We start from the raw sequence: 25435 nt of genomic DNA on the forward strand, positions 1-25435 counted from the left end.
TACGCACCCCAGCCCTACCCGCCCCAACCGCCCGCTCTCCGACACAAGGGGAAAAGTCATGGACGAAGAGCAGAAGTACCTGTTCGACCTGCGCGGCTACCTGGTCCTGGAGGACATCCTCTCCGCGCAGGAACTCGCCTCCGTCAACGCCGCCCTCGACGGCCACGGCCTGTGGGACGGCGAGAACAAGCTCGACTACCCGCTGCTCAAGCGGTACAACCCGTTCATCGCCAACGCCGGCCCCCTCCACACCACCCCGCGCCCGGTGCGCGACCTGATCAGCCACGAGAAGGTGCTGCCGCACCTGGAGGAGGTGCTCGGCCCCGACCTGCGCTACGACGAGGGGCAGGTGCTCTACGCCCGCAAGGGCGCCGGAGCGCTGATCCTGCACAACGGGAACACCCCGTGGGAGTACCCCCCGCTGACCTACCAGGTCCGCGACGGCCGGATCTACGGCGGACACCTGATCGTCGCGTTCTGCCTCACCGACGCCCTCGCCGACCAGGGCGGCTTCGCGGTGGTCCCCGGCAGCCACAAGTCGGCCTTCGAGATCCCGGAGGACTTCCAGACCTGGCAGAAGGTCGGCGACTGGGTCTCCCGCGTCCCGGTCAGGGCCGGCTCGGTGGTCCTCTTCGCGGACACCGCCACCCACGGCAGCTGGCCCTGGGCCGCCGACTTCGAACGCCGGGTCGTCTTCTGCCGCTACACCGCGGGCATGGTGCAGCACACCGCTCCCGCGCCCGTGCCCGAGGACCTCCCGGGCGAGGAGTGGACCCCGGTCGAACGCCGGCTGCTCCGCCCGCCGTTCGCCTGGCACTTCCACGACCGGGGCAGGGGCTACACGGAGCAGCAGCGCACCTCGGTGCGCACCGCCGAGGGCTGGACGATGAACGACCACTCCCAGCAGATCATCACGCTCGCGGAGGACGCGGAGACGTCCGCCGAGGGGCGGGGCTAGCCATGGCGAGCATCACCGTGAGTTCGGTCGGCTACGAGGAGTTCGACCAGGAGCTCGGCAGCGACCCCCTGGGGCTGATGACGCGGCTGCGCGACGAGGGGACGGTCAGCGCCGTCCCGCTGGACGACGGCACGCGGCTGATCGTCGCGGCGGAGCCCGCCGTCGCCGCCGCGGCCCTCGCCCACGGCACCCGCAACCACCGCGGGCTGCTGCGCGAACTGGTGGGCAGCGGACTGTTCGTGGTCGCCTCCGGGGAGCAGTGGCGCCATCGCCGCGCCCTGCTGCGCCCGATGTTCTCGGCCCGGGCCGTGGCGGAGCTGCACACCCTGGTGCTGGAGAGCGCGGAGGACTTCGTGCGCCGTCGGCTGCTGCCCGCGGCGGGCCGCGAGTTCGACCTCGGACACACCCTCCAGCAGCTGAGCATCGAGATCATCCTCCGGCTCGTGGACCCGGAGCTGACCGGCGCCGAACTGGCCTCCCTGGCCTCGACGGTGGACACGGCCGTCCACTACCTGGACCGGCGGCTGTTCGCCCCGCAGACCGTCACCGACGCGGACGGCGAGGCGTTCGCGCGGGACAGGGCGGTGCTGGAGGAGTTCATCGCGCACCGGGCGGCCCAGGTACCCGCGGCGGCCACGGCCGACGGGGTCCTGCCGTCGCTCGTCGCCGCCCTGCACCAGCGGGGGGACACGCTCGGCGACCGTCCCGAGGACGTGCTGCGCGAGGAACTGATGTCGATCTTCGTGGCCGGCGTGGAGACCATGGGCACCCTGCTCACCTGGACCTTCCACAACCTGGCCGGCTCGCCCCCGGCCCTCGCCCGCACCCTCGACGAGGTCCGCTCCACCGACCTCGGCGCCCTGCGCGCCGCGCCGTCGATCCCCCAGGGGACCTTGCCGTACACCCTGGCGGTGGTCGAGGAATCCCTGCGGCTGCACCCGCCCGCGTGGGCGCTCTTCCGCCGCATCGACACCCCCGTCGAAGCGGCCGGCGTACGGCTGGTGCCCGGCGACCTCGTCCTGGCCAGCACCTACGCCATCCACCGCGCCCCGGCCCTGTGGGAGGCACCCGAGGAGTTCCGCCCGGATCGCTTCCTGGGCCGGCGCCCGCCCGTCCAGCAGTACTTCCCCTTCGGGGCGGGCCCCCACCAGTGCCTGGGGCGGCAGTTCTCGCTGCTGGAGGCCCAGCTCGCCACGGCGACGATCCTCGCGCACGGCCGGTTCACCCTGCTGGGCGACCGGGCCGCGACCGGGCTCCGACCGGCCATCGCCCTGACGCCGGACCCCAGCCCGCGCGCCGTGTTCACCCCGCACCCCGACACCGCCAACGACACCGGCACCGGCACCGGCACCGGCACCGCAACCATCGGGCTCAGCGACACCCGCAAGCACCCCTCGGGGGCACGATGACGACCGCGCCGCACGCCCGGATCGAGCAGTGCTTCACCGCCGTCGCCGAAGCGTTCCCCGAGCGCGTGGCGTTGGCCGACCGGTACGGCGAGATCCGCTACGGGGAGCTCCTGACGCGGGCGCGCACCGCGGCGGCGTCGCTGCGGGCGAAGGGCGTCGACTCCGGTACCGCCGTGCTGATCGTCGGGCACGGTGACCGCCGGACCGTCCTCGCCATGCTGGCCGTCCTGATGGCGGGCGGCTGCTACGTGCCGGTGGACCCCCGGTACCCGGCGGACCGCGTCCGGCTCATGGCCGGCACGGCCCGGGCGTCCCTGGCCCTGCACGCCGACGACGACGGTGACAGCGGTGGCAGCGCCGACAGCGCGACCGTGGCGGACCTGGGCATCCCCGTGCACGGCATCGCCTCCCTCCTCGCGGAGCGGACCACCACGGCGGTGCCGTCCTCACCGGCCGGCCCCGACGCCCTGGCCTACGTCATGTTCACCTCCGGCACCACGGGAGCCCCCAAGGCCGTGGGCGTCACCCACCGGGGGGTCACCGGGCTGGCGCTCGGGGCGGAGTCCCTGCGGCTGGGCCCCGGCGACGGCGTGCTCCTGCACTCCACCCTCGCCTTCGACGCGTCCACGTTCGAGATCTGGTCCCCGCTGCTGGCCGGGGCCCGGATCACGGCTGCGGACCGCCACCCCCTCGCACTCCACGAACTGGCCGCCCTGCTGGCCCGGCCGCAGATCACCACGGCCTGGCTGACGGCCCCGCTCTTCCGCCTCATGGCCACCCACCACGGTCCGGCGCTGGGCACCCTGCGCACCCTCGTCACCGGCGGTGACACCGTCCCGGCCGGCACCGCGCGCTCCTTCACCGCCGCCCACCCCGCCACCCGGCTGGTCAACGGCTACGGCCCGACCGAGAACACCACCTTCAGCACCCTGGGGGACGCCTCCGCGTGGGACCGCGAGCACTCCGCCGCGTTCCCGATCGGCACCGCCGTCGCGGGAACGACGTGCCACGTCCTCGACGAACGGCTGCGGCCCGTCGCCCCGGGCGCGGTGGGCGAGCTCTACCTCGGCGGCCCCCGGCTCGCCCGCGGCTACCTGCACGACCCCGCCGCGACCGCCGCGCGGTTCGTGCCCGACCCCTTCTCCGCGCGGCCCGGTGCCCGCATGTACCGCACCGGTGACCGCGTACGGCACCTCCCCGACGGCGCCCTGGACTTCCTCGGGCGCGCCGACGACGAGGTGAAGGTCCGGGGCTTCCGCACCGATCCGGCGGAGGCGGCGGCGGTCCTCGCCGCCGACCCCGCCGTCGACGACGCCGTGGTCATCGCCGGTACCGGTCCCGACGGCGCCGTCCTGACCGCCTTCCTCACGCCGGCGTCCGTCGACACCGACGCGGTGCGCCGGGGCGCGTGGCAGCGGGCGCCGCGCCATCTGGTGGCCGAGCGGATCATCGCGGTCGACGCCCTTCCGCTGGGGCCCACCGGAAAGGTGGACCGCGCCGCCCTCGCCCGTCTCGCGGACGCCCGGACGCACGACGCGCACGACGCGGACGACGCGAATCCTCGGACGCACGACGCGGACGCCCGGACGCACGACACCGCCGCCCCGGGCCACCCCGCACTCGCCGCGGCCTGGGAGTCCCAGACGGGGCACCACCCGCTGCCCGACTCCGACTTCTTCGCCGACGGCGGCACTTCCCTGGGGCTGATGCGCCTGGTCGAACAGGTGCGCACCCAGCTCGGACCGACCCTCGACTTCGCCCAGCTCTACGCCGCTCCCACGTACGCCGATCTGTGCCGGCTGACCGCCCCGAGCGCCACCCCGGCACCCCCCGGCGACCGAGCCCAGGAGACCGTCGCATGACGCAGGTGATGCAGGATCAGGACAATGATCTGGCCAGAATGGACGGCCTGTGGATCCGGGTGATCGAACCCCAGTCACCCGCCCGGCACGCCCGGGACTTCGCCCAGGTCCACACCTGGCTGCGCCAGTACATCAGCCGGCCCCACGACGAGCTCGGCCGCACCGGGCCGGTCTGCCCCTTCATCCCGCCCGCCCTCAGCGGCAAGGACGCCCAGTTCAGCTTCCGCTACGACGTCACCGGGAAGGACGAGCGGCAGCTGCGCGAGGCCCTGGAGGCGGAGATGTCCACGTTCGCCCTCGGCACGGAGCGCAGCCGTACGCACACCGGAGCCTCCCTCGACTGCCGCATCGTGGTGCTGCCGGCCACCGGGCCGGAGGGCTGGCGGGTCCTCGACGAGGCGTACGAAGACCTGAAGAACAACGCGGTCGCCCACGGGCTGATGGTCGGTCAGTTCCACCCGCACTGCGACGAACGGGCCGTGCGCAACCCGCTCTTCCCCGTCTCCGTGGCCCCCGTCGGCCTGTTCGCGATCCGCCGGATGGCGCCCCACGATGTGCTCTTCTTGTACAAGCACCGCGCCTGGTTCAGGATTTACGATCAGAACTTCCGCGCCCACTACGAACGGGGCCGCGTACGCGACCCGCTCCTGCGCGAGTTGTACGTGACCGCTGTGGAACGTCACGGCCTGCCCGAGCTCGCCCCGAAGGCAAAGGAGAACGACGCGCCGTGACCGAGGACCAGTACCGCATCGTCGTCAACCACGAGGAGCAGTACTCGATCTGGCCCACCTACCACGACGTCCCCCAGGGGTGGCGGACGGTGGGCGAGCCGGCGTCCCGCGAGGACTGCCTGCGCAGGATCGAGGAGGAGTGGGACGACATGACCCCGAAGTCCGCCCGGCGCGAGGCGGCCCCCGCCGCACCGGCCCCCGCGGGCCCGGCCGGCTCCCCGGAGTCCCCGTGACCGACACGCTTCCCACGGTCGCCGTCGTCTACGGCAGGGGGTCGGCGGGGCCGGCCGAGATCCTCGGCGCCGCCCGCGGCCTGTGCGACGTGGTCTTCGTCTGCGACCCGGCCGTACCGGGCGTGGCGCCGCTGCTCGCGGGGATGCGCCGGCGGGCACGGGTCTGCGAGATCAGCGGACACGACACCCCCGCCGCCGAACTGCTGCGCGAGCACGGCCCCGCGGGCATCGTCACCTTCAGCGAGTACTGCCTCGCCGGCACCGCGCGGCTGGCCCAGGCCCTCGGCCTGCCCTACCACCGGCCGGACACCGTCCGGCTGCTCACCGACAAGGCCGACCAACGAGCGGCGTTCGCGGCGGCGGGGGTCGACCACACCCCGAGCGTCGTGGTGCGCTCCGCCGCCGAGGTCGACACCGCCGTGGCCCGCCTGGGCTACCCCGTGGTGCTCAAACCCCGTACCGGGGCGGGCAGCCAGGACACCGTACGGCTGGCGGACCCCGAGCAGCAGCGGCGCGCCCTGGCCGACGTCGGCCTCGCCCCCGGGCCCGGTGACGGGCCGGCGGGCCCGGGCGGCGGCCCGCGCGACTTCGTCGTGGAGAAGTACCTGCCCGGGGACCCCGCGGTGGCCGGACCGGACTGGGGGGACTACGTCTCCGTCGAGGCCGTCGTGCAGCACGCGGAGGTCACGACCCTCTGCGTCACCGGCAAGTTCGCCCTGGCGGACCCGCTGCGGGAGACCGGACTGTTCCTGCCCGCCACCCTCACGCCCGCCGTGGAGAAGGACGTCGCCGAGCTCGCCGCGGCCGCGGTCCGGGCCCTCGGCGTGACGACCGGGGTGACCCACACGGAGGTGAAGCTCACCCCGGACGGCCCCCGCGTCATCGAGGTCAACGGACGCGTCGGCGGGCGCGCCGTGGGCCTGCTGGACCGGGCGCTGGGCATCGATCTGCTCGCCCTCGCCTTCGAGCTGGCCCTGGAGCGCGGCGTCGAGCCCGTCACGGCCCCCCGACCGGCGGCGGTGACCTTCGAGTACTTCATCGTGCCACCGCGCACGGTCGGCACCGTCCGGGCGATCGACGGCGCCGACGCCGTACGGGCCCTCCCCGGCGTCGGCGAGGTCGACGTGGCGACGGCCCCGGGGCAGCCCGTCGACTGGCGCCACCCCGCACAGCGCCTGGCGTTCGTCCGGGGCGCCGTCGCCACCCATGACGAGCTGCTCCGGCTCGTCACGTCCGTCCATGACAGATTCCACCTGGAGTTCGCACCCCAGTGAAGAGAACGTTCCCCACCACAGACCGGCCGCGCGCGCCCCGCCGAGAGCGTCGAAGAGCAGGTGCCCCGCAGTGTCCCCCAGTCCTTCATCGTGGAAAAGTGGAACAGCAGAGAGGTAGTCGATGCTCGACAAGGTGCGACAGCCGCTGAAACACCGGCCCTTCCGGCGGGTGTGGCTGGGCGAGACCGTCTCCCTGGTGGGGGACTACAGCTTCGAGGTCGCCTTCATCTGGCTGATCCTGAACGAGACGGGATCGACGACCACGCTGGCCACGATCCTGCTCGTCCAGGCCGTCCCCCGGGGCGTGCTGATGCTCGTGGGCGGCGCGGTGACCGACCGGCTCTCCCCGCGCGCCGTCATGTTCTGCTCCCACACGCTCAGGGGGCTCGCCGTCGCCACGCTGGGGCTGGTCGCCCTGACGGACCACGTGAGCACGTGGCACCTCTACGCCCTCGGCGCGCTCACCGGCGTCGCCGAAGCGTTCTTCTGGCCGGCCGCCGGCAGCATCATCCCCTCCCTCCTGCCGCCCGAGCACCTCGCCCGGGGCAACGCTCTCGTCGGCTTCGGGGAGCAGGGGGCCCGGCTGCTGGGGCCGATCCTGGGCGGCGCCCTCGTGGCCGCGGTGGGGACGTCGACCACCATCCTGCTCAATGCCTTCACCTTCTTCTTCGCCGCCCTGACGGTCTTCGGCGCACCCCGCAGACAACCGTCCGACCAGGCGGGCGAGGCCGACGAGGGCGCCAAGTCGTTCACGGCGATCCGGCGGGAGATCGTCGAAGGGCTCCGCTACGCCGGACGCAGCAGGGAGATCCGTACCGTCCTCCTGCTGATCGGCGCGGCGGCCCTCAGCTACAGCGGCCTCTTCAGCGTGGGGCTGCCCGCGCTGGCCAAGACCTTCCCCCAGGGCTCGCTCGCACTGGGCGTCCTGCTGTCCGCCTGGGGACTGGGGCAGCTGATCGGCACCATCGGCGCGGTCTTCACCGGGCTGCCGCGCCGCTGGGGACTGCTCATCATCGGGATGACGCTCTGCGAGGGGACCGCCTTCGTGCTGCTGGGCTTCCTTCCCAGCGTGTGGAGCGCGGCGGTGGTGCTCACCCTGCTGGGGATCGGCGTCGCGTACTCCAGCGACGTCGCGCTGCCGACGTTCATCCAGACCAGGACCCCGACGGACGTGCTGGGCCGGGTCAGCAGCGTGATGGAACTGCCCCGGGCCACGCTGGAACCGCTCTCCATCGCGGCCATGGGCCTGCTGGTCGGCTGGGACATACAGTGGGCGTTCGTGCTCGCCGCGATTCCCATGCTGGCCGTCGGCCTCCACCTGGCCCTCGACCGCGAGGCCCGCGCGCTGAGCACCACGGCCTCGGAGGAGCATCCGGCGGCGAAGGATCCGGATCCCCTCGTCTTATAGGCCCTGTCCGCCGGTGGTGGCCCGCGGCCGGCGTCTCGTCGACCACCTCATAGCCTGGGACCCGTCCACCTGGGACGCGACGGGGCGCCGCCTCGTGCACCCGAGGACGACGTGGGGAGGGGACGGGAGTCGATGAGTCTTCGTCAGTTCGAGTACGCCCTGGCCGTTGCCGAGGAGGGTTCGGTGACGGCCGCGGCGGAGCTGCTGCACGTCGCCCAGCCGTCGGTGTCCCAGCAGATCCGCGCCCTGGAGCGGGAGCTCGGTGTGGAGCTGTTCGCCCGCACGCCGACCGGGCTGGTGCCCACCGTGGTCGGCCGCGCGTTCCTGCGGGAGGCGGAGGCCGCGGTGAGCGCGGCGCGGCGGGCGAGGGCGACGGCGCGGGCCGGCGCCGACGAGCTGGTGGGCGAGCTGACGGTCGCGGTGCAGATGGGCTTCGGCACCCGGCAACTGCCGGGTGCCTTGGGCGCGCTGCGCCGCCGCTTCCCCCGGCTGGAGGTCACCGTCTTCGAGGAGCCGAGCTCCGCCGAGATGGAGCGGCTGGGCCGCCGGGGCACGCTGGACCTCGCCCTGATGGCGGTGTGCGAGCGGAGCCCCGCCGACGCCCACCACCTCGGCGACGAGGAGTTCGTCGTGGTGCTGGGCGCCGGGCACCGGCTGCTCGCCACGGACCGGGTCGAGCTGCGCGACCTGGACGGGGAGCCGTGGGTGCGGTTCGACCGCGACAGCGCGCTCGACGGCGTGCTGCTGGACGTGCTGCTCGAGAACGGGCTGACCCCGGCCACCGTCGCCCGGGTGTCCCAGACGGCGACGGCCGTACGCTGGGCCGCCCACGGGCTGGGGGTGACACTCGTCCCGGCCTCCGCGGTGCCCCACGGCCACGAGCACCTCGCGCGCCCGGTGTCCCCGCCCGTCTCCCATCCCGTCATCGCCGTCGTCCGCCACGCTGCGGGCCCGGCGGAAACGGCCCTGCTCGAACTCCTGCGCCAGGAGACCTGGTCCGAGCCTTTCTTCGCTCCACCGCCTGGGCTCATTCCCGCGATCGGCACACCGGGAATCCACCCAGGCCGGTGATCTCGCATGGCCGCGCTTTCCGGTCGCAACCCCGGATTCCTCGGACAACGCGACAGAATATCGCTGTCGAACCTCCTCCGGAACGGGTGCGGCCAGAGCCACCATCGAGCCGGTGGTCGCCCGGGCCAACGGACGCAGCGGCTCACGGGTTCACGATCCCGAGCAGAAGATTCGCGAAAGTAATTTCCGCTGGTCAAAGGAGTGCAGCAAATACCAGAATTGTGAGGTGTGCATGGCATTTGCCCTTGCTTACTTGATTCGCCCAGATCCCTTCCGTTCCCGGAACGAATCTGACAGCATCGTCCGCTATCCGGCGACCGAATGTCGGTGATCACTGCGCCGGTGCACCCGCGGGTGTCCGTCCACGGCCGATATGTGCCTGGATCGGATCAATGGGGTGGGCCGGGATACTCCCGGGGGGAGAACCTGATGCTCGGCTTCGTCGCGCGCCGACCGCGCGGGCGACCGCCGCTGGCGGCTGCCGCCCCGCTGCTGTCGGCCTTCCCCATCGGACGCCGCCGTCGGGACGTGGCCACCCGGCTGCGCCACGTGGAGGAGCGGTGACCCCCCGGACCGGCACCACCGTACCCACCACCGCGCCCACCACCGGGACCGCCCACCGCCCCGCGCGCTGGGTCCACACCAGGCTGCGGGCGAACCCGCTGGCCGCGCTGCTCATGGCGGCCCTGGCGTTCGTCGCCGTCTTCCTGGCGGCGGCCTTCCCCCGCATCGCGGACCGGGGCGCGGACACGGCGCTCCAGGACTTCGTCGGTCACAAGGGCCTCAACCAGACCAGCCTGCAGACCACGTCCAAGACGCGGGACGACGACAAGGCCGCCGAACTCGACCGGGTGCAGCGGCAGCTCACCGAGCTGGTCGGTCGACAGCTGACGCTGGCCCAGTCGGGCCAGGCCTACGGCGCCCGCGCCCTGGGCGACCGTGGCATGGGCAATCCGGAGTACGACCGGTTCGCGGAAAGGAGGACCGACCCGGTCCTCGGCCTGCTCTACCTGCACGACCTGGCCGCCCGGGCCACCCTCACCGACGGCACCTGGCCGACCCCCGGCGCCGTCGGCGGTCCGCTGCCGATCGTGATCAGCGAGAAGGCCGCCGAGAGCATCCACATCAAGCTCGGTGACGTCATCGACAACGGCACCGAGGGCTCGGGCGCCAAGCGGACCACCGTGGTGGTCGGCCTCTACCAGGTCAACGACCCCCAGGACCCGTTCTGGGAGGAGCTCGGCTGCCCGGCCCGCGCCTGTCTGAGGACCGACCCCGAGCACGAGCACTGGATGACCAGCGGATTCGTCGACGGCGACAGCCTGCCCGCGATGGCCCGCTGGGGTTCGAACGCCGAGAACTTCTGGCGGCTGCCCGTCGACGCCGCCTCGCTGCACGCCGACCAGTTCGACCGCACCCGCGGCATCCTCAGCTCCTTCCTGACCGGGCGCGACGCCACCGCCCTGGCCGACGCGACCCGGCGTCCCGACCTGCACACCTCCTCGGGCCTTCCCGAGATCCTCGGCCGGGCGGACGACCGCTACCAGGCCTCGCTGCCGCTCAGCACGATCGGCCCGGCCGCCGTCGCGGGCGTCGCCACCGTGGTGCTGTTCCTGGCCGCCGCCCTCACCACCGACCGGCGCACCGCCGAGATCAGGCTGCTCCAGGCCCGCGGCGGCTCCCGCGCCGGGGTGCTGCGACGGCTGATCGCCGAGGGTGCGGTCACCGTCCTGCCGGCCGCCGTGCTCGGAACGGCCCTCGCCCTGGTGCTGCTGCCCACCCCCCGCTGGGACCGCTCGGTGCTGGCGGCCCTGGCCGCGGCCCTGATCGCGCTGCTGGCCTTTCCGGCCCGCGCGGCCCTGCTGTGGGCACGCCGGCGGCCCGCCGGCGGCCGCCGCCGACTGGTCGGCGAACTCGCCGTCCTCGCGGTCACCGCCGCGGCTGTGGCGGAGGTCCGGCACCGGGGCGTCGGCACCGGCTCCGGGCTGGATCCACTGCTGGTGGCCGCCCCGCTCCTGCTCGCCGTCACCGGCGGCCTGCTGCTGGCCCGGATCGAGCCGGTGGTGGTCGGCCGGCTGGCCGCCCTCGTCGGCCGGGGCCGCGGCCTGATCGGCTTCCTCGGCCTGGCCCGCGCCGCCCGCGACGACTCGGGCCGCCACCGGCCCTCCGCACTGCCGCTGCTCGCCCTGGTCATCGCCGTCACCACGACCGGCTTCGGCGCCACCGTGCTCGACACCGTCGATCACGCCCGGACCCGCGCCGCGCGCATCGCCACGGGCGGGGACATCGGCGTCTCCCTCCCGGGCTACGCCACCCTGTCCGAGTCGTTCACCAAGGCCGCCGACGCCCTGCCGGGCGTGCGGGCCTCGACCGCGGCCTGGGTCGAGCCCAACGCCCGCATCGTCGGCGCCGACCAGCGCTACACCGAGGCCTACCTGATCATGGTGGTCGATCCGGCGGCGTACGCCGAGATCGCCCGGACCCTCGGGGCCGGCGAGTTCGATCCGGCGAAGCTGGCCGGGGCGGCCGGCGGCCGGGACACCCCGGTGCCCGCGCTGGTCAGCCGCGACCTGGCCGAACACCTGGCCGCAGGGTCGTCCCAGGTGCGCACGCCCAACGGCAACGACCTGCGCCTCGCCGTCGCCGGGACCGTCGGCGCCACCCCCGCCCTGCCGGACCCGGGCAAGCCGTTCGCCGTCGTTCCCGCCGGCCCCGCCTGGGAGCGGCTGCCGGACGCCAAGCGGGTGAACCAGTGGTTCGCCGTCGGCGAGATCGACCCCGAAGGGGTCAGGACGGCACTGCGGGACAACGGCGGGGTCCGGCCGACCGGCCTGGCCAAGATGATCGCGGACGACGCCGCGGCCGTCGGCAAGGCCGTCCGCGGTCTGCCCGCGGGATACACGGTGCACAGCAGCCGGGAGACCGTCGCCGAGCTCGGCGACGACCCGCTGCAGCACGCCGCCGGGCGGCTGTTCCGGTACTCGGGTGCCGCCAGCGCCGGATTCGCCCTGCTCGCGGTGCTGCTGACGCTGTTCCGGGCCGCGCCCGACCGCACGGCCGTGCTCGCCCGGCTGCGCACCATGGGCCTGCGGCCCCGCCAGGGGCTGGCGCTGATCGTCGCCGAGGCGCTGCCGCAGACCCTGGCGGCCGCCGTCGGCGGCGGGCTGGTCGCGGTGGCGGCGGTCGCCCTGCTGGGCGGCGCGTTCGACATCTCGACCCTGGTCGGTGCCAGGGTCGGGGAGGTCGTCACCCCCGCGCTGATGCCGGTGCTGCTGCCCACCGCGGGCCTGGCCCTGCTGGTCGGCCTCGGGGTGGTGCTGGAGACGCTGGTCGCCGGCCGGCGCCAGATCGCCACCGAACTGCGGGCGGGGGAACAGTCGTGACACCGCGACGGCGGCTCTCCGCGATCACCGGATGACCGGATGACCGGATGACCGGCCCTCGACCCCGTGGTCGAGGGCACGCGGTGGCGCCTCAGTCCTGGTCCAGCTTGGACAGGGCGTCGGTGATCAGGCGGGTGGCGAAGTCGTGGTCGTCGCCGGACACCCGGTTGACGTGCTCCGCGAGCAGGGTGGCCGTGGCTTCCAGGGGGTTCATCTCGGCGTCGGTCCAGGGCCCGTACTGCGCGCGCCACAGGTTGGGGCTCAGGCCGCTGCCCGCGGCGATCACCAGGCCGGCCATGGTGGGGATGACCTCGGGGCGGAAGGTCCTGGGCATCATCCGCATCGTGGCCACGAGGGTGGGCACCACGTGCTCGATGACGTCCTTGTCGTGCTCCTCGCAGGCCGACCGCAGCCAGTTCATGAACAGGTAGATGAGCGTGCACGCGCCGTCCAGCAGCGCGTTGAACTCTTCGGGGCCCACGGATGCGGCGAACTCGTCGACCAGCCGCTGCTGTTCGGGGTCCGTCCCGGTCCTACCGTCGTAGACGGCCTTGAGCCGGGAGTCGATCATCATGAGCGCGGTGCTCACATCGCCGACGGCGGCGTATCGGGGGTCACAAGGCGATGACACGGGACTCCTTCTCACACGGCCGCGGCGGGTGCGCGGCGGGTCCGGTCGCAGGGTTCTTCGGCCGGTCGGGTCACCCGCCCGACGGTACCGCTCCCCGTTGCGGCCGGGCGCCCGTTTCCGCCCCTCGCCCACGCCCCGGCGGGCCGCCCGCGCTCACCCGTCCGCGGCGGCTTTCCGCAGGTCCCGGTGGTACGGCGGAACGCCGGGGGAGGTGGTGCGGCCCCCGGCGATCCGGTTCCACTCGTCAACAGCGCGCCCTCAGTACGTCATCAGTACGGGTGAGCCGTCCGCGCGGTCGCGGCGGCGCTCGGGGCGGCGGAGGATGAGGGTACGGGCGGGACGCGATGCGGAAGGGGCGTGGCGCCATGGACGTCGGACCGGTCGAGTACGCCGTCATGGCCTTCCCGGGCAACCGGTTCCGGGGGGCGATCCTGCCGGAGCTCAAGCGCCTGACCTCCGAGGGGATCATCCGCATCCTCGACCTCACCTTCATCAAGAGGGACGAGCGGGGGACGGTCCGCGTCCTCGAACTCGACGCCCTGGACAGCGACGAAGCCGCCGTGTTCGCCGAACTGGACGGCGAGATCATGGGCCTGCTGAGCGACGAGGACCTGGCCAGCGTCTGCGACGAGATCCCGGCGGGGTGCTCGGCGGCGATCATCGTCTGGGAGCACCGCTGGGCCGCGCCGCTGCTGCGGGCACTCGACGACGCGGACGGGGTCCTGGTCACGCGCGAGCACGTGCCGCACACCGTGGTGGCGGCCGACCTCGCCGCGATCGGTCTCTGAAAGATCGGACTCCAAAAGGGGAGCCGGACTCCGAGAAGGAGCTGTCATGATCGGCCGTCGTCTGTCGCGCAGCGGACGCCCGGGGCTCATCGGCACCGCCGCCCGCACCGCCGTCATCGCCGGGACCGCCACGTCCGTGTCGAGCAGGGTCGCCGCCCGGCACCAGCAGGCCACCGCGCAGGCGGCCCCGGCACCGCCGTCGCCCGCACCCGCGTCTCAGGCCGTGCCGGGCGCCGCGCCGAACGACCAGACGCTCGCCCAGCTCGAACGCCTCGTCGAACTGCGGCAGAGCGGGATGCTGACCGACGACGAGTTCACGGCGGCCAAGCAACGCCTCCTCACCTCGTGAACCCCCTCCGCCGGACGGCGCCCGCACGAGGGCAGGGCCCGACCGGGCCCGCGCGCTGCGCCGCCGTGGTGCGGTGATGGAGCCCGTGGCGGCGGTGCTCGCCGAACTCGTCGAACGGCACCGCGCCGATACCGCCGGTGACGTCGCCCGCTACATCCCCGAACTCGCCCGCGCCGACCCGCACGCCTTCGGCCTCGCCATGGTCAGCGTCCAGGGCCACGCCTATCAGGCCGGTGACGCGTCGGCCGCCTTCACGATCCAGTCGGTCTCGAAGCCCTTCGTGTACTCGCTGGCACTGTCGGAGCTGGGGCTGGCCGAGGTGGCCAGGAGGGTCGGGTTCGAGCCGAGCGGGGAGCCGTTCAACGCGATCAGTCTGGAGGCCGGCACCGGGCGTCCGGCGAACCCGCTGATCAACGCCGGGGCGATCGTGACGACCGCGCTGATCGGCGGCGACTGCGAGGCCGCGTTCGAACGGATCCGCGACACCCTGTCGGGCTTCGCCGGCCGCCGGCTGACGGTCGACGAGGACGTCTACCGGTCCGAGGCCGCCACCGGGGACCGCAACCGGGCGCTGGCCTACCTCACGCTCTCCCAGGGTGTGCTGGAGCGCCCGGCCCAGCAGGCCTGCGACGTGTACTTCCGCCAGTGCGCGATCGAGGTCACCGCCGTCGACCTGGCCGTCATGGGCGCCACGCTGGCCAACGGCGGGCGCAACCCGGTGACCGGGCGCCGCGTCGTGGACGCCGACGCGGCGAGCGCGACGCTGTCGGTCATGGCCACCTGCGGCATGTACGACCACAGCGGGGAATGGATGCTGAGGGTGGGCCTGCCGGCCAAGAGCGGCGTCGGCGGAGGGGTCTGCGCCGTGGGCCCCGGCCAGTTCGGCGTCGGCGTGTTCAGTCCCCCGCTGGACCCTCGGGGCAACAGCGTCCGCGCGAGCGCCGTCCTGCGGGAGCTGTCCGCCGAACTGGGCCTGCACGTCCTGCGGCACACCGAGCGTGCGCGCTCACCGCTCCAGGTGGTGCGCACCGACCACGGCGCGCACCACCTGGAGCTGTTGGGCGACCTCGGTTTCGCCGCCGCCGAGGAGATCGTCCACTGCGTCCGTCGCCTGGCCCGCGATCAGCCCCGGCCGCTGGTCACGGTCGACCTCTCCCACGTCACCGCCGTGCGCCCGATCGCCCGCAGGCTGCTGGCCGACTGCGCCGCCGGGCTCCGGGCCCGGACGACGGTGCGCTTCGTCGACCCCGCGGGCCTGGTCCGAAGGCCGTCCGCAGACCGGAGCGACACCCCGGCCGAGAGAGCCGAGAGAGCCGAGTGAGCACCGGCAAGCACGCGTTCACAGCTTGACGGGCGCGCCCGGCCCCATCGGGATGCCGATGGCGTACCAGGCGACGAAGAACAGCAGCCAGGCCACCGCCACGACGACCGTGTAGGGGATCATCAGGGAGATGACGGTGCCGACACCGGCCTGCTTCCTGAACTTCTGGCACTGCAGGACGATGAACGGCAGGTAGACCATCAGCGGGGTGACGACGTTCGTCGGGGAGTCGCCGACCCGGTAGGCGGCCAGCACGGTCTGCGGCGCGACGCCGAGGCGGATGAACAGGGGCACGAAGATCGGCGCGAAGATCGCCCACTTGGGGATGATCCCGGGGATGATCAGGTTGATGACGTAGGTCAGCAGGATGAAGGCGATCAGGAGCCAGATCGCACCGATGTTCGCGCTCTCCAGCTGGTCGGCGAGCTGCACGGCGACCACCGTGGCGATGTTGCTGTAATTGAAGTACGAGATGAACTGGGCGATGATCAGCAGCAGGAAGATCAGGCCGCCGAGCCCGGCGAAGGTCTTGGTGATCGCGTCCATCGCGGCGGCGCTGCCGCGCAGGGTCTTCGCGCCCGCGCCGAAGGCCAAGCCCATCACCAGGAACGCGATCATGATGATGACGATCAGGCCGTCCATGAACGGCGAGTCCTCGAACAGGCTCCCCGTCTCCGGGTTGCGCAGCGGCGCGCCGGGGATGAACGCCAGCAGCGTGACGGCCACCACGAGCGCGATCAGCGAGAGGCCGGCGTAGCGCAGCCCCCGGGCCTCGGCCGCGGTGTCGACGGGGGGTTCCTCGCTGTCCGCGACGGCGGCGGTGTCCCGCGGCTGCCAGGGGCCCAGGCGGGGTTCGATGATGCGTTCGGTGATGAAGGTGATGACGATGGTGAGGAACAGGGTGGAGCCGATCGCGAAGTAGTAGTTCGCGGTCAGGTTGAGGGACTGCCCGGGGTTGACGAGCCTGATCGCCTGGTTGGTGATCTCGGTCATGATGCCGTCGATCGGGGCGATGAGCAGGTTGACGCTGAAGGCCGCGCTGACCCCGCCGAAGGCCGCGGCGATCCCGGCGAGGGGGTGGCGCCCCGCGCTGATGAAGGCGACCGCTCCCAGCGGGATGAGGACGAGGTAGCCGGCGTCGGAGGCGATGCTGGACAGGATGCCGGCGAAGACGATGATCGCGGTGAGGGTCTCCGGTGGTGAGATCCTGACCAGGCGTCGGATCACGGCCGCGATCAGTCCGGCCTCCTCCGCGAGCCCGACGCCGACCATGATGACGAGGATGACCGCGACGACGCCGAAGTCGTTGAAGTTGTGCGCCGCGGAGGTGAACAGGAACCGGACGCCGTCGCCGGACAGCAGGCTCTCGACCTTCGTCGTCTCGACGACGGTCTCGTAGTGGTGGGTGTACGTCGACTCCGGCGGCAGGTGGGTGCCCGCGTACTCGGTGCCGCCCTCGTGGACCTGCGTGGCCGGGTAGGGAACGGACTTGACCGTCTCGCTGGTGACGTGGACGTCGAACGCGGCCAGGACCGCCGACAGCACGATCACCAGGACGCACAGCAGCAGGAAGATGATGGCCGGGTGCGGGACCTTGTTCCCGATCTTCTCGATGGCGTCCAGGACGCGCCCCGACCCGCCGCCGGACTTTCCGTTCCCGGAGGCGGTGGCGCTCTTGTCCTGCGGGCCGTCGGCCTGGGCGTGGGCGAGCGCGCTCACCGGCCGGCCTCCTCACTGATCGAGCGGGTGGAGTCGGTCCGCGCGGCCGTCGACGGAGGGGTGAAGGCCAGCGCGAGCTCTGCGAGCAGGCGCGCGCCGAAGCCGGTGCAGCCCTTGGTGCGCCAGCCGCTCGGCTTGTCGTTCTGGGCCGGCCCGGCGATGTCGATGTGCGCCCAGGGGCGGCCGGCGACGAACTCCTCCAGGAACAGCGCGGCATGGATCGCCCCGCCGTTGGGGCCTCCCATGTTCTTCAGGTCCGCCACCTCCGAGTCCAGCTCCGGCCGGTAGCGCCGCGACAGCGGCAGCTGCCAGGCCGGCTCGCCGGTGCGGGCGGCGGCGTCCAGGACCTGGTCGACCAGCGGCTGGGCGTTGCCGAACACGCCCGCGGTCTCGGCGCCGAGCGCCCGCAGACACGCGCCGGTCAGGGTGGCGATGTCCACGATCGCGTCCCCCGGCTCCTCGCCGGCCAGGACCAGGGCGTCCGCCATGACCAGGCGGCCCTCCGCGTCGGCGTTGACCACCTCCACGCTCGTGCCGCCGCGCATCCACAGCACGTCGCCCAGCTTGAGCGCCGAGCCCGAGGGCATGTTGTCCGTGCACATCAGGTAGCCCGTCACGGCCGTCCGGCAGCCGAGCCCGGCCAGGACGCACAGGGCCGCCAGGATCGCCCCTGCACCGGACATGTCGTTCTTCATCGTCGCGTGCACGGCGTCGGCGGGCTTGAGGCTGATGCCCCCGGAGTCGTAGGTGATGCCCTTGCCCACCAGGGCCAGCCGGGGCGTCCCGTCACCGGCGCCGGAGGGCAGGTAGGTGAGCTTGACCATGCGGGCTTCGTCCACGCCGCCCCGGTTCACGCCCAGCAGGCCGCCGCAACCCAGTTCCTCCAGCTCCCGCTGCCCGAACACCTCCACCTTCAGGCCGCACTGCGCGCCGAGCCGCACCGCGACCTCGGCCAGGTCCGGCGCGGTCAGCAGGCTGGGCGGCGCGCTGGCCAGGTCCCGGGCCAGCATCGTCGCGCGGGCCAGCCACACCCCGCGCTCGACGCCCCGCTCGACGGCCTCGCGCGAGTCCGAGTCCGAGTCCGAACCCGCCACGACCGTGACAGCCTCCAGCGCCGTGCCGGACGGCTCGCGCTTGAGCGGATCGAAGCCGTAACGGGCCAGCAGCACCCCCTCCACCAACGCCTGCGCCGCCTCCGCCGGCTTCGCACCCGCCCCGGACGGCACCACGACGGCCAGCCGCGAACGGCCCGGCACCGCGAGCGCCACGGCCGCCCCGGCGTCCCTCAGCACATCGGGACCTGCCGCACCCTCCGGCCCCGTCCCGTAGAGCACGACGTCCGGCCCGTCCTCCCGGGGCACCAGCAGCACCCGGCCCGCCGCCCCCGTCATCCCGGCGGCCTCCACGGCCCCCGGGCCCAGCCCGATCCACGCCGGCACCGCCACCGCCCCTTGGACCACCGGCAGCCCCACCGCCTCCGGATCTCGCACCGCCTCCGGATCCCGGGCCGGCGCGACGTCAACCCTCGGAACGCGGCTCCACGAAGGAATGAGATCGAGGGCTGCCATGCTCTGCGCCACTGTGCTCTCCTCTGCTGGGGCGGCGGTCCAGAGGCCGCCGGTCCCAGCAGCCGCTCCCCAGTAAGACGCACGGTCAGGGCGCTTCCAGGACACGCCACGCGTTGTGCCCCCGAACGCACGAACGCCCGGCGCACCGGCGTCGGCGCGCAGGCGGGGGTGGGAAGGCACACCCTAGGCTTGAGGCCGCACTGGTCCGAGGGACGGGGAGTCGGCTGCCGTGACCGATCGCAGCACAGAGGATGATCAGTCGAAGCCGAGCATCGCCCGGGTCTACGACTATCTGCTCGGCGGCAAGGACAACTACGCCGTCGACCGCGAGATCGGCGACTTCTTCATCAAGGACCTGCCCGGTTCGCGGGCGATGGCCTTCGCCAATCGCGGGGCCCTCGTTCGCGCCGTGGAGGCCATGGCCCGCGACGGCGTCTCCCAGTTCGTCGACATGGGCAGCGGTCTGCCCACCGCCGACAACGTGCACCAGGTCGCCCAGCGGCACCGTCCGGACGCGCGCGTCGTCTACGTCGACCACGACCCGGTCGTGGTCGCCCACAGCCGGGCCCTGCTGGCCGCCGACGACCGCACCACCGTGATCCGGGCGGACCTGCGCGCGCCGGAGGAGCTCTACCACGACCCCGGCCTACAGGAGTTGATCGACTTCGACGAGCCGGTGGGCGTCGTCTTCAGCGCCGTGCTGCACCACCTCACCGATGCCGAACGCCCCGCCGAGCTCGCGCGCTGGTGGGTGGACCGGGTGCCGTCGGGCAGTCAGGTCTACATCTCCCACTTCCGCTCCGGCGGGAACGAGGAGACCCGGCTCATGGAGCAGAAGCTGCAGAGCAGCTTCGGCCGCGGCCGCTGGCGCACCGACGAGGAGATCACCGGCCTGTTCGACGGCCTTGAGCTCCTCGAACCGGGCCTGGCCCCCTGCTCCCTGTGGCGGCCGGACCCCGCGCCGGACGACGACGGCACCGGGAACGGCGTGGACAGGCCCGCTCCGACGGTGTGGGAACAGCTGATCTCCTGCGCACTGGCCCGCAAGCCGTAGCCGGCTGTTGGCCCGCGCGCCCCGTACACCGGTCCCTCCACGATCCCGTTTCGCCATCGCCGCAACCGCTGTCGCGTCGGCTCCGCGACGTCGCCGACGGCTTCCGGTGCAGGCGGACCGAACGTGTCAGCCGCAGCCGCCGTACGGGTGCCGCCCGGCGCGCGGGTCGTCCCCCACCCCGCGGCAGGCCGGGAGGCGCCCGGCCGACAGTCAGTCGAAGTCGTCCGGATCGACGCCGCGTATCAACTCGGCGAGCCGGGCGCGGTCGTGGAACGCCTGACTCAGGAGCGCGGCGAGGCGTTGCAGAGCGTCCAGGTCCCGACTGCGGGCGATGAACATCCCCGCCTCGGGATCGTAGGTCAGCCGCTCCGACACCTCCGGCGCGTGCGCGAGCACCGCGGCCCGGGCGACGCCCGCCCAGCCGTACCCGTTGCCGTACTGGCCGCAGGCCTCGAACTCGTCCTCGACGGCGACCATGGCGTCGTCGGTGAGCATCAGGTAGTAGGACTCCGGCTCGTGGTCGTAGGCGGAGAGGATCAGGGGTGCGTAGGTCGTCCGATCAGTCATGGGACCGACCTTAGCGGCGGGGTCCGACAGCGGCGGACGAAGGCTCCCGGGCCGCACTGCCGGATCGTCAACTCCCGTTACCCGACCCGCCTGCGACTCTGCACGACAAGGGCGACGATCTCCTCGGGCAGTTCGTCGTCCACCGCGATCCGGACCTCCGTCACCGTGCCGGGCCAGTCGGCGATCAGGTCGTTGCTCAGCGCGTCGTTCTCCATGGCGGCCATGAGTTCACCCCCCCGGACCGTCTGTCCGGGCACCACCAGGACCTCTGTCACACACCACGGGACGCCCATCTTGGGCGTCACCACGAACTCCACCGGCCCGAGCTCGCGCCAGACCGGGGGCGTCGGCGGCCCACCGATGCGCTGCTCGACCAGGTCCAGAGCCGTTCCGGCGCGCCGGGCGAAGTCGGAGTCGTCCGCGAGGTGCTCACGCAGCAACGGCCCGACCGCGCGGGCATCGCCCAGCCGGGCCAGCGTCTCCACCGCCTCGGACCGCATCGCAGGGTCCGCCAGACACCCGACGACGGCCTCCGTGTGTTCAGCGGACCCGTTCTCTGCCAGACCGAGCAACGCCCTTCGACGGAACTCCGGGCTACCGGAACGAAGTTGGCGCTCCAGGAACGGCACCGTCCGCGGGTCCCTGACATGTGCGAACGTCTCACGGGCCAGCAGCGATTCGAGCGAGGGGTCGTCCGCCAGCGCGTCGAACAACCCGTCCGGGAGAGCCTCCGCCAGGAGTACCTGCAGCGAGGCGGGGCGCCGGTACTCGTCCCGGTCGCGGCTCACGATCTCCGCCAGGTCCCACCTCTTCTCCGCCCGGCCCGCGAACACGTCGAGGAGTCGGCGAAGGCTCACCGGTCCGGCAGCCACCAGGTCCTCCAGGGCGCCGCCGTCCCCGTGCATGTAGCGCGCGAGGAGGCTGTCGATCCCGTCGGTGGTCAAGTCCATGGAAGTCAGCCGGCTTTCGGTGGATCAGCGGGTCGCGGTAGGTGCCCGGACAGTCTCTCGCGGCCGCCCGGGCGTTCAACATTCCGTCGTGTGCGAGTACTTCCCGGCCACTCACCTCCGCGCCTTGCTCGGGGACACTGCGCGCGTTGCCCTTGCCGTTCTCTGCCGGCTAGGCCGGGTGTGCCTCGTTCCTGGTCGGCGCCGTGCGGCTCGGGGGTTGGAGGCGTACGGGGAGGGTCTTCAGGTGCCAGTTGAGCGGGTTGGTGCCGCGTTGCAGGTGCCCCGGGTCGACGGCGAGTTGCAGGTCGGGTACCCGGCTGAACAGCGCGGCCAGGGCGACGACGGCCTCCTCCTGGGCGAGGTGCGCGCCCAGGCAGCGGTGCGCGCCGTGTCCGAAGCCGAGGTGGGGCTCCCTGCTGTGGCGGGTGCGGCCGAGGTCGAGGCGGTCGGGGTCGGCGAAGGCGGCGGGGTCGCGGTTGGCCGCGGACACGATCGGGAGGACGGCTTCTCCGGCGCACACCGGGGTGGCGCCGACGGTGGTGTCGCGGGTGGCGTAACGGGGCAGCGCACGCACGACGGGCCCGCAGTAGCGCACGAGTTCATCGACGGCGTGCGGCATGAGGGCGGGGTCCTCACGCAGCAGGGCGAGCTGGTCGGGGTGGGCGAGGAGCGCTTCGGTGCTGTTGGCGATGAGGTTGACGGTGGTGATGTGCCCGGCGACGACCAGGTTGGTGATGAGCGAGACGAGCTCGTCGGTGCTCAGGCGGTCGTCGTGGTGGGGCGCGAGCAGTTCGGAGATGAGGTCGTCGCCCGGGTCGGCGGTGTGGAGGCCGACGAGGAGGTGGGCGTCGGCGACCATGCCGGCGAGCGCGTCGCCCAGTTCCTCGCCGCAGGTGCCGGCGGCCAGGGTGGCGCTGCGACTCCGCCAGCGGTCGCGGTCGGCTTCGGGGACGGCGATGAGTTCGCAGATGACGGTGATGGGCAGCGGTCGGGCGAAGTGTTCGATCAGGTCGACGACGCCGTCCTCGGCGTGGTCCGGCAGGCGGTCGAGCAGGTCGGCGGCGATGGCTTCGATCCGGGGGCGCAGCGCGGCCACGCGGCGCGGGGAGAACGCGGCGGCGACCAGGCCGCGCAGACGGCGGTGGTCGGAGCCGTCCGAGTCGAAGATCCCGGCGCGCAGGTACTTCTCGTGGCCCGCGTACATGCCGCGGGCCTGCCAGGTCTGTTCGGTGCGGTGGGCCACCTTCGCGCCGGGGACGGTCGCGGCGTCGATGGTGAAGTCGGGATCGCTCATGATCGTGCGGATGTCGTCGTGGCGGGTCGCCACCCACATGGGGTCGACGCCTCGGACGCGGCCCCGCACCAGGTGCTCGCGTTCGCGGATGTGCGCGTAGGAGGTGAACGGATCGCGGACCAGCTCCTGATCCGCCAGGTCCAGTGGTTCGTCGCCGGACTCGGTGGTGGTCCGGCCTTGCGTCGTCATGGAGAGCGCTCCCAACGGGTGGTCGTTCCGTGACGGCATCATGGCGGCCGGACCGCGCCCCACCTGCCGCTATCGGTGCCAATCCACCCGAACGAATGCATTCGCCCCCGACCCCGGAGACGAGGACGCCCGGTCGTCGTCCGGGGCCGCGGTCGGTGTCCGTTCGGGTCGGTGTCCGTTCGGGTCGGTATCCGTTCGGGTCGGTATCCGTTCGGGTCGGTGTCAGCCGCGACCGGCGGTGGAAGCCCGGACGTGGAGTTCCCAGGCGTGGGTCCGTACCACGCCCGGTTCCGCCGCGCCCGACAGCAGGTCGCTGAGCAGGGCCGCGCATTCGCGGCCGTACTCCGCCGCGCGCAGGTCCACCGCCGTCACCTGCGGGCTCGACCCGCGTGCCGCGGCGCCGTCGACGCAGGCGGCCACCAGCACCTCGGTTCCGGCCCGCAGGCCTGCCCGGGCCACGGCTGCCAGCACGCCGGGCACCGCGCCGTCGGGGGCGCAGACCACGGCGTCCAGGCCCGGGGTGCCGGCGAGCAGGTCCGTGGTGGCGGCCTCGGCCTCGGTCGGCGTGGCCGCGAACGGGACCGTTCGCACGGCGACCTCGACGCCGTGGCGCCCGGTCCAGTCGGCGGCGGCGGCCCGCAGGGCGGCCGCCCAGTCGGATCCCGGGCCGGGGGCCAGCAGTGCCGGGCGGCGTGCGCCGCGCTGCGCGAGGTGGTCCAGCAAGGCGGCGAGCGAGGTGGCGTTGTCGCACACCACCGATCCGCTGGGTGCGGCCCCGCCTCCGAGGTAGCGCTCCCCGGTGACCACGGGTACGCCGGCGGCCAGCAGACCGGGCACGGCCGGGTCGTCGACCTCCGGATCGATGACCATCAGCCCGTCGACCCGGGCGGCCAGCCCGCCCTCCGCCGCCTTCCCGGGGGCCAGCAGCACCACGTCGAGGCCGTCCTCGCGGGCTCGCTCGACGGCGCCGAACGCCAGCTTCATGTAGTAGTCGAGACGGGTCGCCGTGCGCGGCAGGTACAGGCCCACTGCCCCGGTGCTGGAGCGGCGCAGGCTGCGCGCCGCCGAGTTCGGCCGGTAGCCGAGCTCTCGGGCCGCGGCCTGGACGCGTTCACGCGTCGCCTCGGCCACCCGGCCGGATCCGAGGAGGGCGTCGGAGGCGGTGCTCTTGGACACCCCGGCCGCCCGGGCCACGTCGAACAGGGTCACGGATCGGCTGGTCACAGCCCGGAAGTCTAGACGCAGAACCGGAGGCCACCCGTGGTCCGGGCGCCTGCGATGCTCCTCGCACCCCCTTGCCGGAACGTTCCGGCAACGCTTAGGGTCACCCGTGCCGGAACGTTCCGGCACGGCTTCGGCCTGCTCCCGACACCATGACCCGAGATGACCCGAGGACCCGCCATGCGCCTGATCACCGCCCTGAACCCGCCCGCGTCCCCGGCCCGCACCCGCGCGCCCCGGCGCGCCGCCCTGCGGGTCGCCCTCGTCCAGCAGCGCTGGCACGCGGACCCCGAGCAGCACCGGGCCGGCCTGCTGGAGGGAATCCGCCTCGCCGCCGAACAAGGCGCCGCCCTCGTCGCCCTCCAGGAGCTCACGCTCTCCCCGTACTTCGCCGTGCTGCGCCAGTCCGACCACCCGCAGGCCGTCGAGCCCGAGGACCTGCGCACCGGCCCGACCTTCGCGTTCGCCGCGGCCGCCGCCCGCGAGCACGGCATCCACGTGCACGCCTCGCTCTTCGAGAAGGCCGACGGGCCGGACGGCCCCGACGGCCTCGGCTACAACACCGCGATCCTCGTCGCCCCCGACGGCACCCTGGTGCAGCGCACCCGCAAGCTGCACATCCCCGTGACCGAGGGCTACTACGAGGACACCTGGTTCCGCCAGGGCCCGGCCGGCGAGGACGCCTTCCCCCTCGCCGAGGTGGGCGACGCCGCCGTCGGCCTGCCGACCTGCTGGGACCAGTGGTTCCCCGAGCTCGCCCGCGCCTACTCCCTCGCCGGCGCCGACGTGCTCGTCTACCCGACCGCCATCGGCTCCGAGCCGGGCCACCCCGGCTTCGACACCCAGCCGCTGTGGCAGCAGGTCATCACCGGCAACGCCATCGCCAACGCCACCTTCATGGTCGTCCCCAACCGGATCGGCACCGAAGGCGAACTCACCTTCTACGGTAGCTCGTTCATCGTCGACCCGTACGGCCGCGTGCTCGCCCGGGCACCGCGCGACGAGGCCGCCGTCCTGGTCGCCGACCTCGACCTCGACCAGCGCCACGACTGGCTCGAACTCTTCCCCTTCAACACCACCCGCCGCCCCGACGCCTACGCGCCCCTGGCCGCCCAGCGCTGACGCCCCCGGCCTCCCCGGCCCGGTTCCGGCCAGGAAACGGGGAGGCCCGACTGCGGGGCTGCGGGGCTGAAGGCGAGCGAAGTGGCGAGCCCGGGGCTCGCGGTGTCAATGGTGTCGCGCCTGACCGATTGTCACAGTCCGGTCCTCGCGATGTCCTGACGATTGTGACGCCACGCGTGCCACCGAAAGCCACCGACCGACCGTCATGGTGGGTGTCCAGCAAGCCAGCACGCACCGCCATCGGGGAGCCACCATGTCCGTCCGCCGCCGTCACCCGCTGCTCGTCACCGCCGTCCTCGCCGTCGGCGCCGGACTCGTCCTGACCGCCTGCGG

22 protein-coding genes are annotated in these 25435 nt (G+C 73.2%); 15 read left to right on the forward strand and 7 right to left on the reverse strand.

Features of this window, described 5'->3' with window-relative positions:
* Positions 1–58 precede the first annotated feature (58 nt).
* The 10 genes from ACIO9K_RS08670 (at position 59) to ACIO9K_RS08715 (ending at position 12329) form a co-directional block, all read left to right on the forward strand.
* A complete protein-coding gene (locus ACIO9K_RS08670) occupies positions 59–958 on the forward strand; it encodes a phytanoyl-CoA dioxygenase family protein (protein WP_400328019.1) in 900 nt (299 codons plus the stop codon).
* A 2-nt stretch (positions 959–960) separates the two neighbouring features.
* The gene (locus ACIO9K_RS08675) at positions 961–2367 is read left to right on the forward strand and encodes a cytochrome P450 (RefSeq protein ID WP_400328021.1); all 1407 of its coding nucleotides are present in this window, start codon (positions 961–963) and stop codon (positions 2365–2367) included.
* The gene (locus ACIO9K_RS08680) at positions 2364–4229 is read left to right on the forward strand and encodes a non-ribosomal peptide synthetase (protein WP_400328023.1); all 1866 of its coding nucleotides are present in this window, start codon (positions 2364–2366) and stop codon (positions 4227–4229) included. Before ACIO9K_RS08675 ends, ACIO9K_RS08680 begins: the two co-directional genes overlap by 4 nt.
* Positions 4226–4960: a DUF6875 domain-containing protein gene (locus ACIO9K_RS08685; RefSeq protein WP_363619755.1), complete on the forward strand. Its 735-nt coding sequence runs from the start codon at positions 4226–4228 to the stop codon at positions 4958–4960. Before ACIO9K_RS08680 ends, ACIO9K_RS08685 begins: the two co-directional genes overlap by 4 nt.
* Complete coding sequence (locus ACIO9K_RS08690; protein ID WP_363619753.1) at positions 4957–5193, forward strand: MbtH family protein; 237 nt, start codon at positions 4957–4959, stop codon at positions 5191–5193. The genes ACIO9K_RS08685 and ACIO9K_RS08690 overlap by 4 nt, the downstream gene beginning before the upstream one ends.
* Entirely contained in the window at positions 5190–6467 is a 1278-nt protein-coding gene (locus ACIO9K_RS08695) for an ATP-grasp domain-containing protein (protein WP_363619751.1), read from the forward strand. The genes ACIO9K_RS08690 and ACIO9K_RS08695 overlap by 4 nt, the downstream gene beginning before the upstream one ends.
* A 121-nt stretch (positions 6468–6588) precedes the next feature.
* The gene (locus tag ACIO9K_RS08700) at positions 6589–7875 is read left to right on the forward strand and encodes an MFS transporter (RefSeq protein ID WP_400328026.1); all 1287 of its coding nucleotides are present in this window, start codon (positions 6589–6591) and stop codon (positions 7873–7875) included.
* A 132-nt stretch (positions 7876–8007) separates the two neighbouring features.
* Positions 8008–8946: a LysR family transcriptional regulator gene (locus ACIO9K_RS08705; protein WP_400328028.1), complete on the forward strand. Its 939-nt coding sequence runs from the start codon at positions 8008–8010 to the stop codon at positions 8944–8946.
* Positions 8947–9375: 429 nt separating this feature from the next.
* On the forward strand, positions 9376–9510 hold the full coding sequence (locus tag ACIO9K_RS08710; RefSeq protein WP_400328030.1) for a hypothetical protein: 135 nt from the start codon (positions 9376–9378) through the stop codon (positions 9508–9510).
* Positions 9507–12329 carry a hypothetical protein gene (locus ACIO9K_RS08715; protein ID WP_400328032.1) on the forward strand — a complete coding sequence of 941 codons (2823 nt, stop codon included), beginning with the start codon at positions 9507–9509 and terminating at the stop codon, positions 12327–12329. The genes ACIO9K_RS08710 and ACIO9K_RS08715 overlap by 4 nt, the downstream gene beginning before the upstream one ends.
* Before the next feature lie 91 nt (positions 12330–12420).
* Here ACIO9K_RS08715 and ACIO9K_RS08720 read toward each other — a convergent pair whose 3' ends face one another.
* The gene (locus tag ACIO9K_RS08720) at positions 12421–12960 is read right to left on the reverse strand and encodes a hypothetical protein (protein WP_363619742.1); all 540 of its coding nucleotides are present in this window, start codon (positions 12958–12960) and stop codon (positions 12421–12423) included.
* A 365-nt stretch (positions 12961–13325) separates the two neighbouring features.
* On the opposite strand from ACIO9K_RS08720, the gene ACIO9K_RS08725 reads away from it, so the two are divergent.
* The 3 genes from ACIO9K_RS08725 to glsA all read left to right on the forward strand — a co-directional run bounded on the left by ACIO9K_RS08725 (position 13326) and on the right by glsA (position 15418).
* Positions 13326–13748, forward strand: a complete 423-nt coding sequence (locus ACIO9K_RS08725) for a DUF6325 family protein (protein ID WP_400328034.1) — start codon at positions 13326–13328, stop codon at positions 13746–13748.
* Positions 13749–13794: 46 nt separating this feature from the next.
* Entirely contained in the window at positions 13795–14097 is a 303-nt protein-coding gene (locus tag ACIO9K_RS08730; RefSeq protein ID WP_363586172.1) for an SHOCT domain-containing protein, read from the forward strand.
* Between the two features lie 76 nt (positions 14098–14173).
* On the forward strand, positions 14174–15418 hold the full coding sequence (gene glsA, locus ACIO9K_RS08735) for a glutaminase A (RefSeq protein WP_363619738.1): 1245 nt from the start codon (positions 14174–14176) through the stop codon (positions 15416–15418).
* A gap of 18 nt (positions 15419–15436) precedes the next feature.
* Here the strand turns inward: glsA and ACIO9K_RS08740 are convergent, their stop codons facing one another.
* Positions 15437–17137 carry an AbgT family transporter gene (locus tag ACIO9K_RS08740; RefSeq protein WP_363619736.1) on the reverse strand — a complete coding sequence of 567 codons (1701 nt, stop codon included), beginning with the start codon at positions 17135–17137 and terminating at the stop codon, positions 15437–15439.
* The gene (locus ACIO9K_RS08745; protein WP_400328037.1) at positions 17134–18627 is read right to left on the reverse strand and encodes a leucyl aminopeptidase family protein; all 1494 of its coding nucleotides are present in this window, start codon (positions 18625–18627) and stop codon (positions 17134–17136) included. The genes ACIO9K_RS08740 and ACIO9K_RS08745 overlap by 4 nt, the downstream gene beginning before the upstream one ends.
* A 307-nt stretch (positions 18628–18934) precedes the next feature.
* Here ACIO9K_RS08745 and ACIO9K_RS08750 point away from each other — a divergent pair, with 307 nt between their 5' ends.
* Positions 18935–19759: an SAM-dependent methyltransferase gene (locus ACIO9K_RS08750; RefSeq protein WP_400328039.1), complete on the forward strand. Its 825-nt coding sequence runs from the start codon at positions 18935–18937 to the stop codon at positions 19757–19759.
* Positions 19760–19969: 210 nt separating this feature from the next.
* On the opposite strand, the gene ACIO9K_RS08755 is transcribed toward ACIO9K_RS08750, so the two are convergent.
* The 4 genes from ACIO9K_RS08755 to ACIO9K_RS08770 form a co-directional block, all read right to left on the reverse strand.
* Positions 19970–20326, reverse strand: coding sequence for an immunity 51 family protein (locus ACIO9K_RS08755; RefSeq protein ID WP_363586167.1), 357 nt, complete (start codon positions 20324–20326; stop codon positions 19970–19972).
* Positions 20327–20403: 77 nt separating this feature from the next.
* Positions 20404–21276: a HEAT repeat domain-containing protein gene (locus ACIO9K_RS08760; protein WP_400328041.1), complete on the reverse strand. Its 873-nt coding sequence runs from the start codon at positions 21274–21276 to the stop codon at positions 20404–20406.
* Between the two features lie 169 nt (positions 21277–21445).
* Positions 21446–22759, reverse strand: a complete 1314-nt coding sequence (locus ACIO9K_RS08765; protein WP_400328043.1) for a cytochrome P450 — start codon at positions 22757–22759, stop codon at positions 21446–21448.
* 222 nt (positions 22760–22981) lie between these two features.
* On the reverse strand, positions 22982–23983 hold the full coding sequence (locus ACIO9K_RS08770) for a LacI family DNA-binding transcriptional regulator (RefSeq protein WP_363586164.1): 1002 nt from the start codon (positions 23981–23983) through the stop codon (positions 22982–22984).
* Between the two features lie 177 nt (positions 23984–24160).
* On the opposite strand from ACIO9K_RS08770, the gene ACIO9K_RS08775 reads away from it, so the two are divergent.
* Positions 24161–25102 (forward strand): nitrilase-related carbon-nitrogen hydrolase, encoded by a 942-nt coding sequence (locus ACIO9K_RS08775; RefSeq protein WP_400328065.1) that lies wholly within the window; start codon positions 24161–24163, stop codon positions 25100–25102.
* Positions 25103–25435 lie beyond the last annotated feature (333 nt).

The sequence above is a fragment of the Kitasatospora sp. NPDC087271 genome (assembly GCF_044744605.1).
GTDB lineage: Bacteria > Actinomycetota > Actinomycetes > Streptomycetales > Streptomycetaceae > Kitasatospora.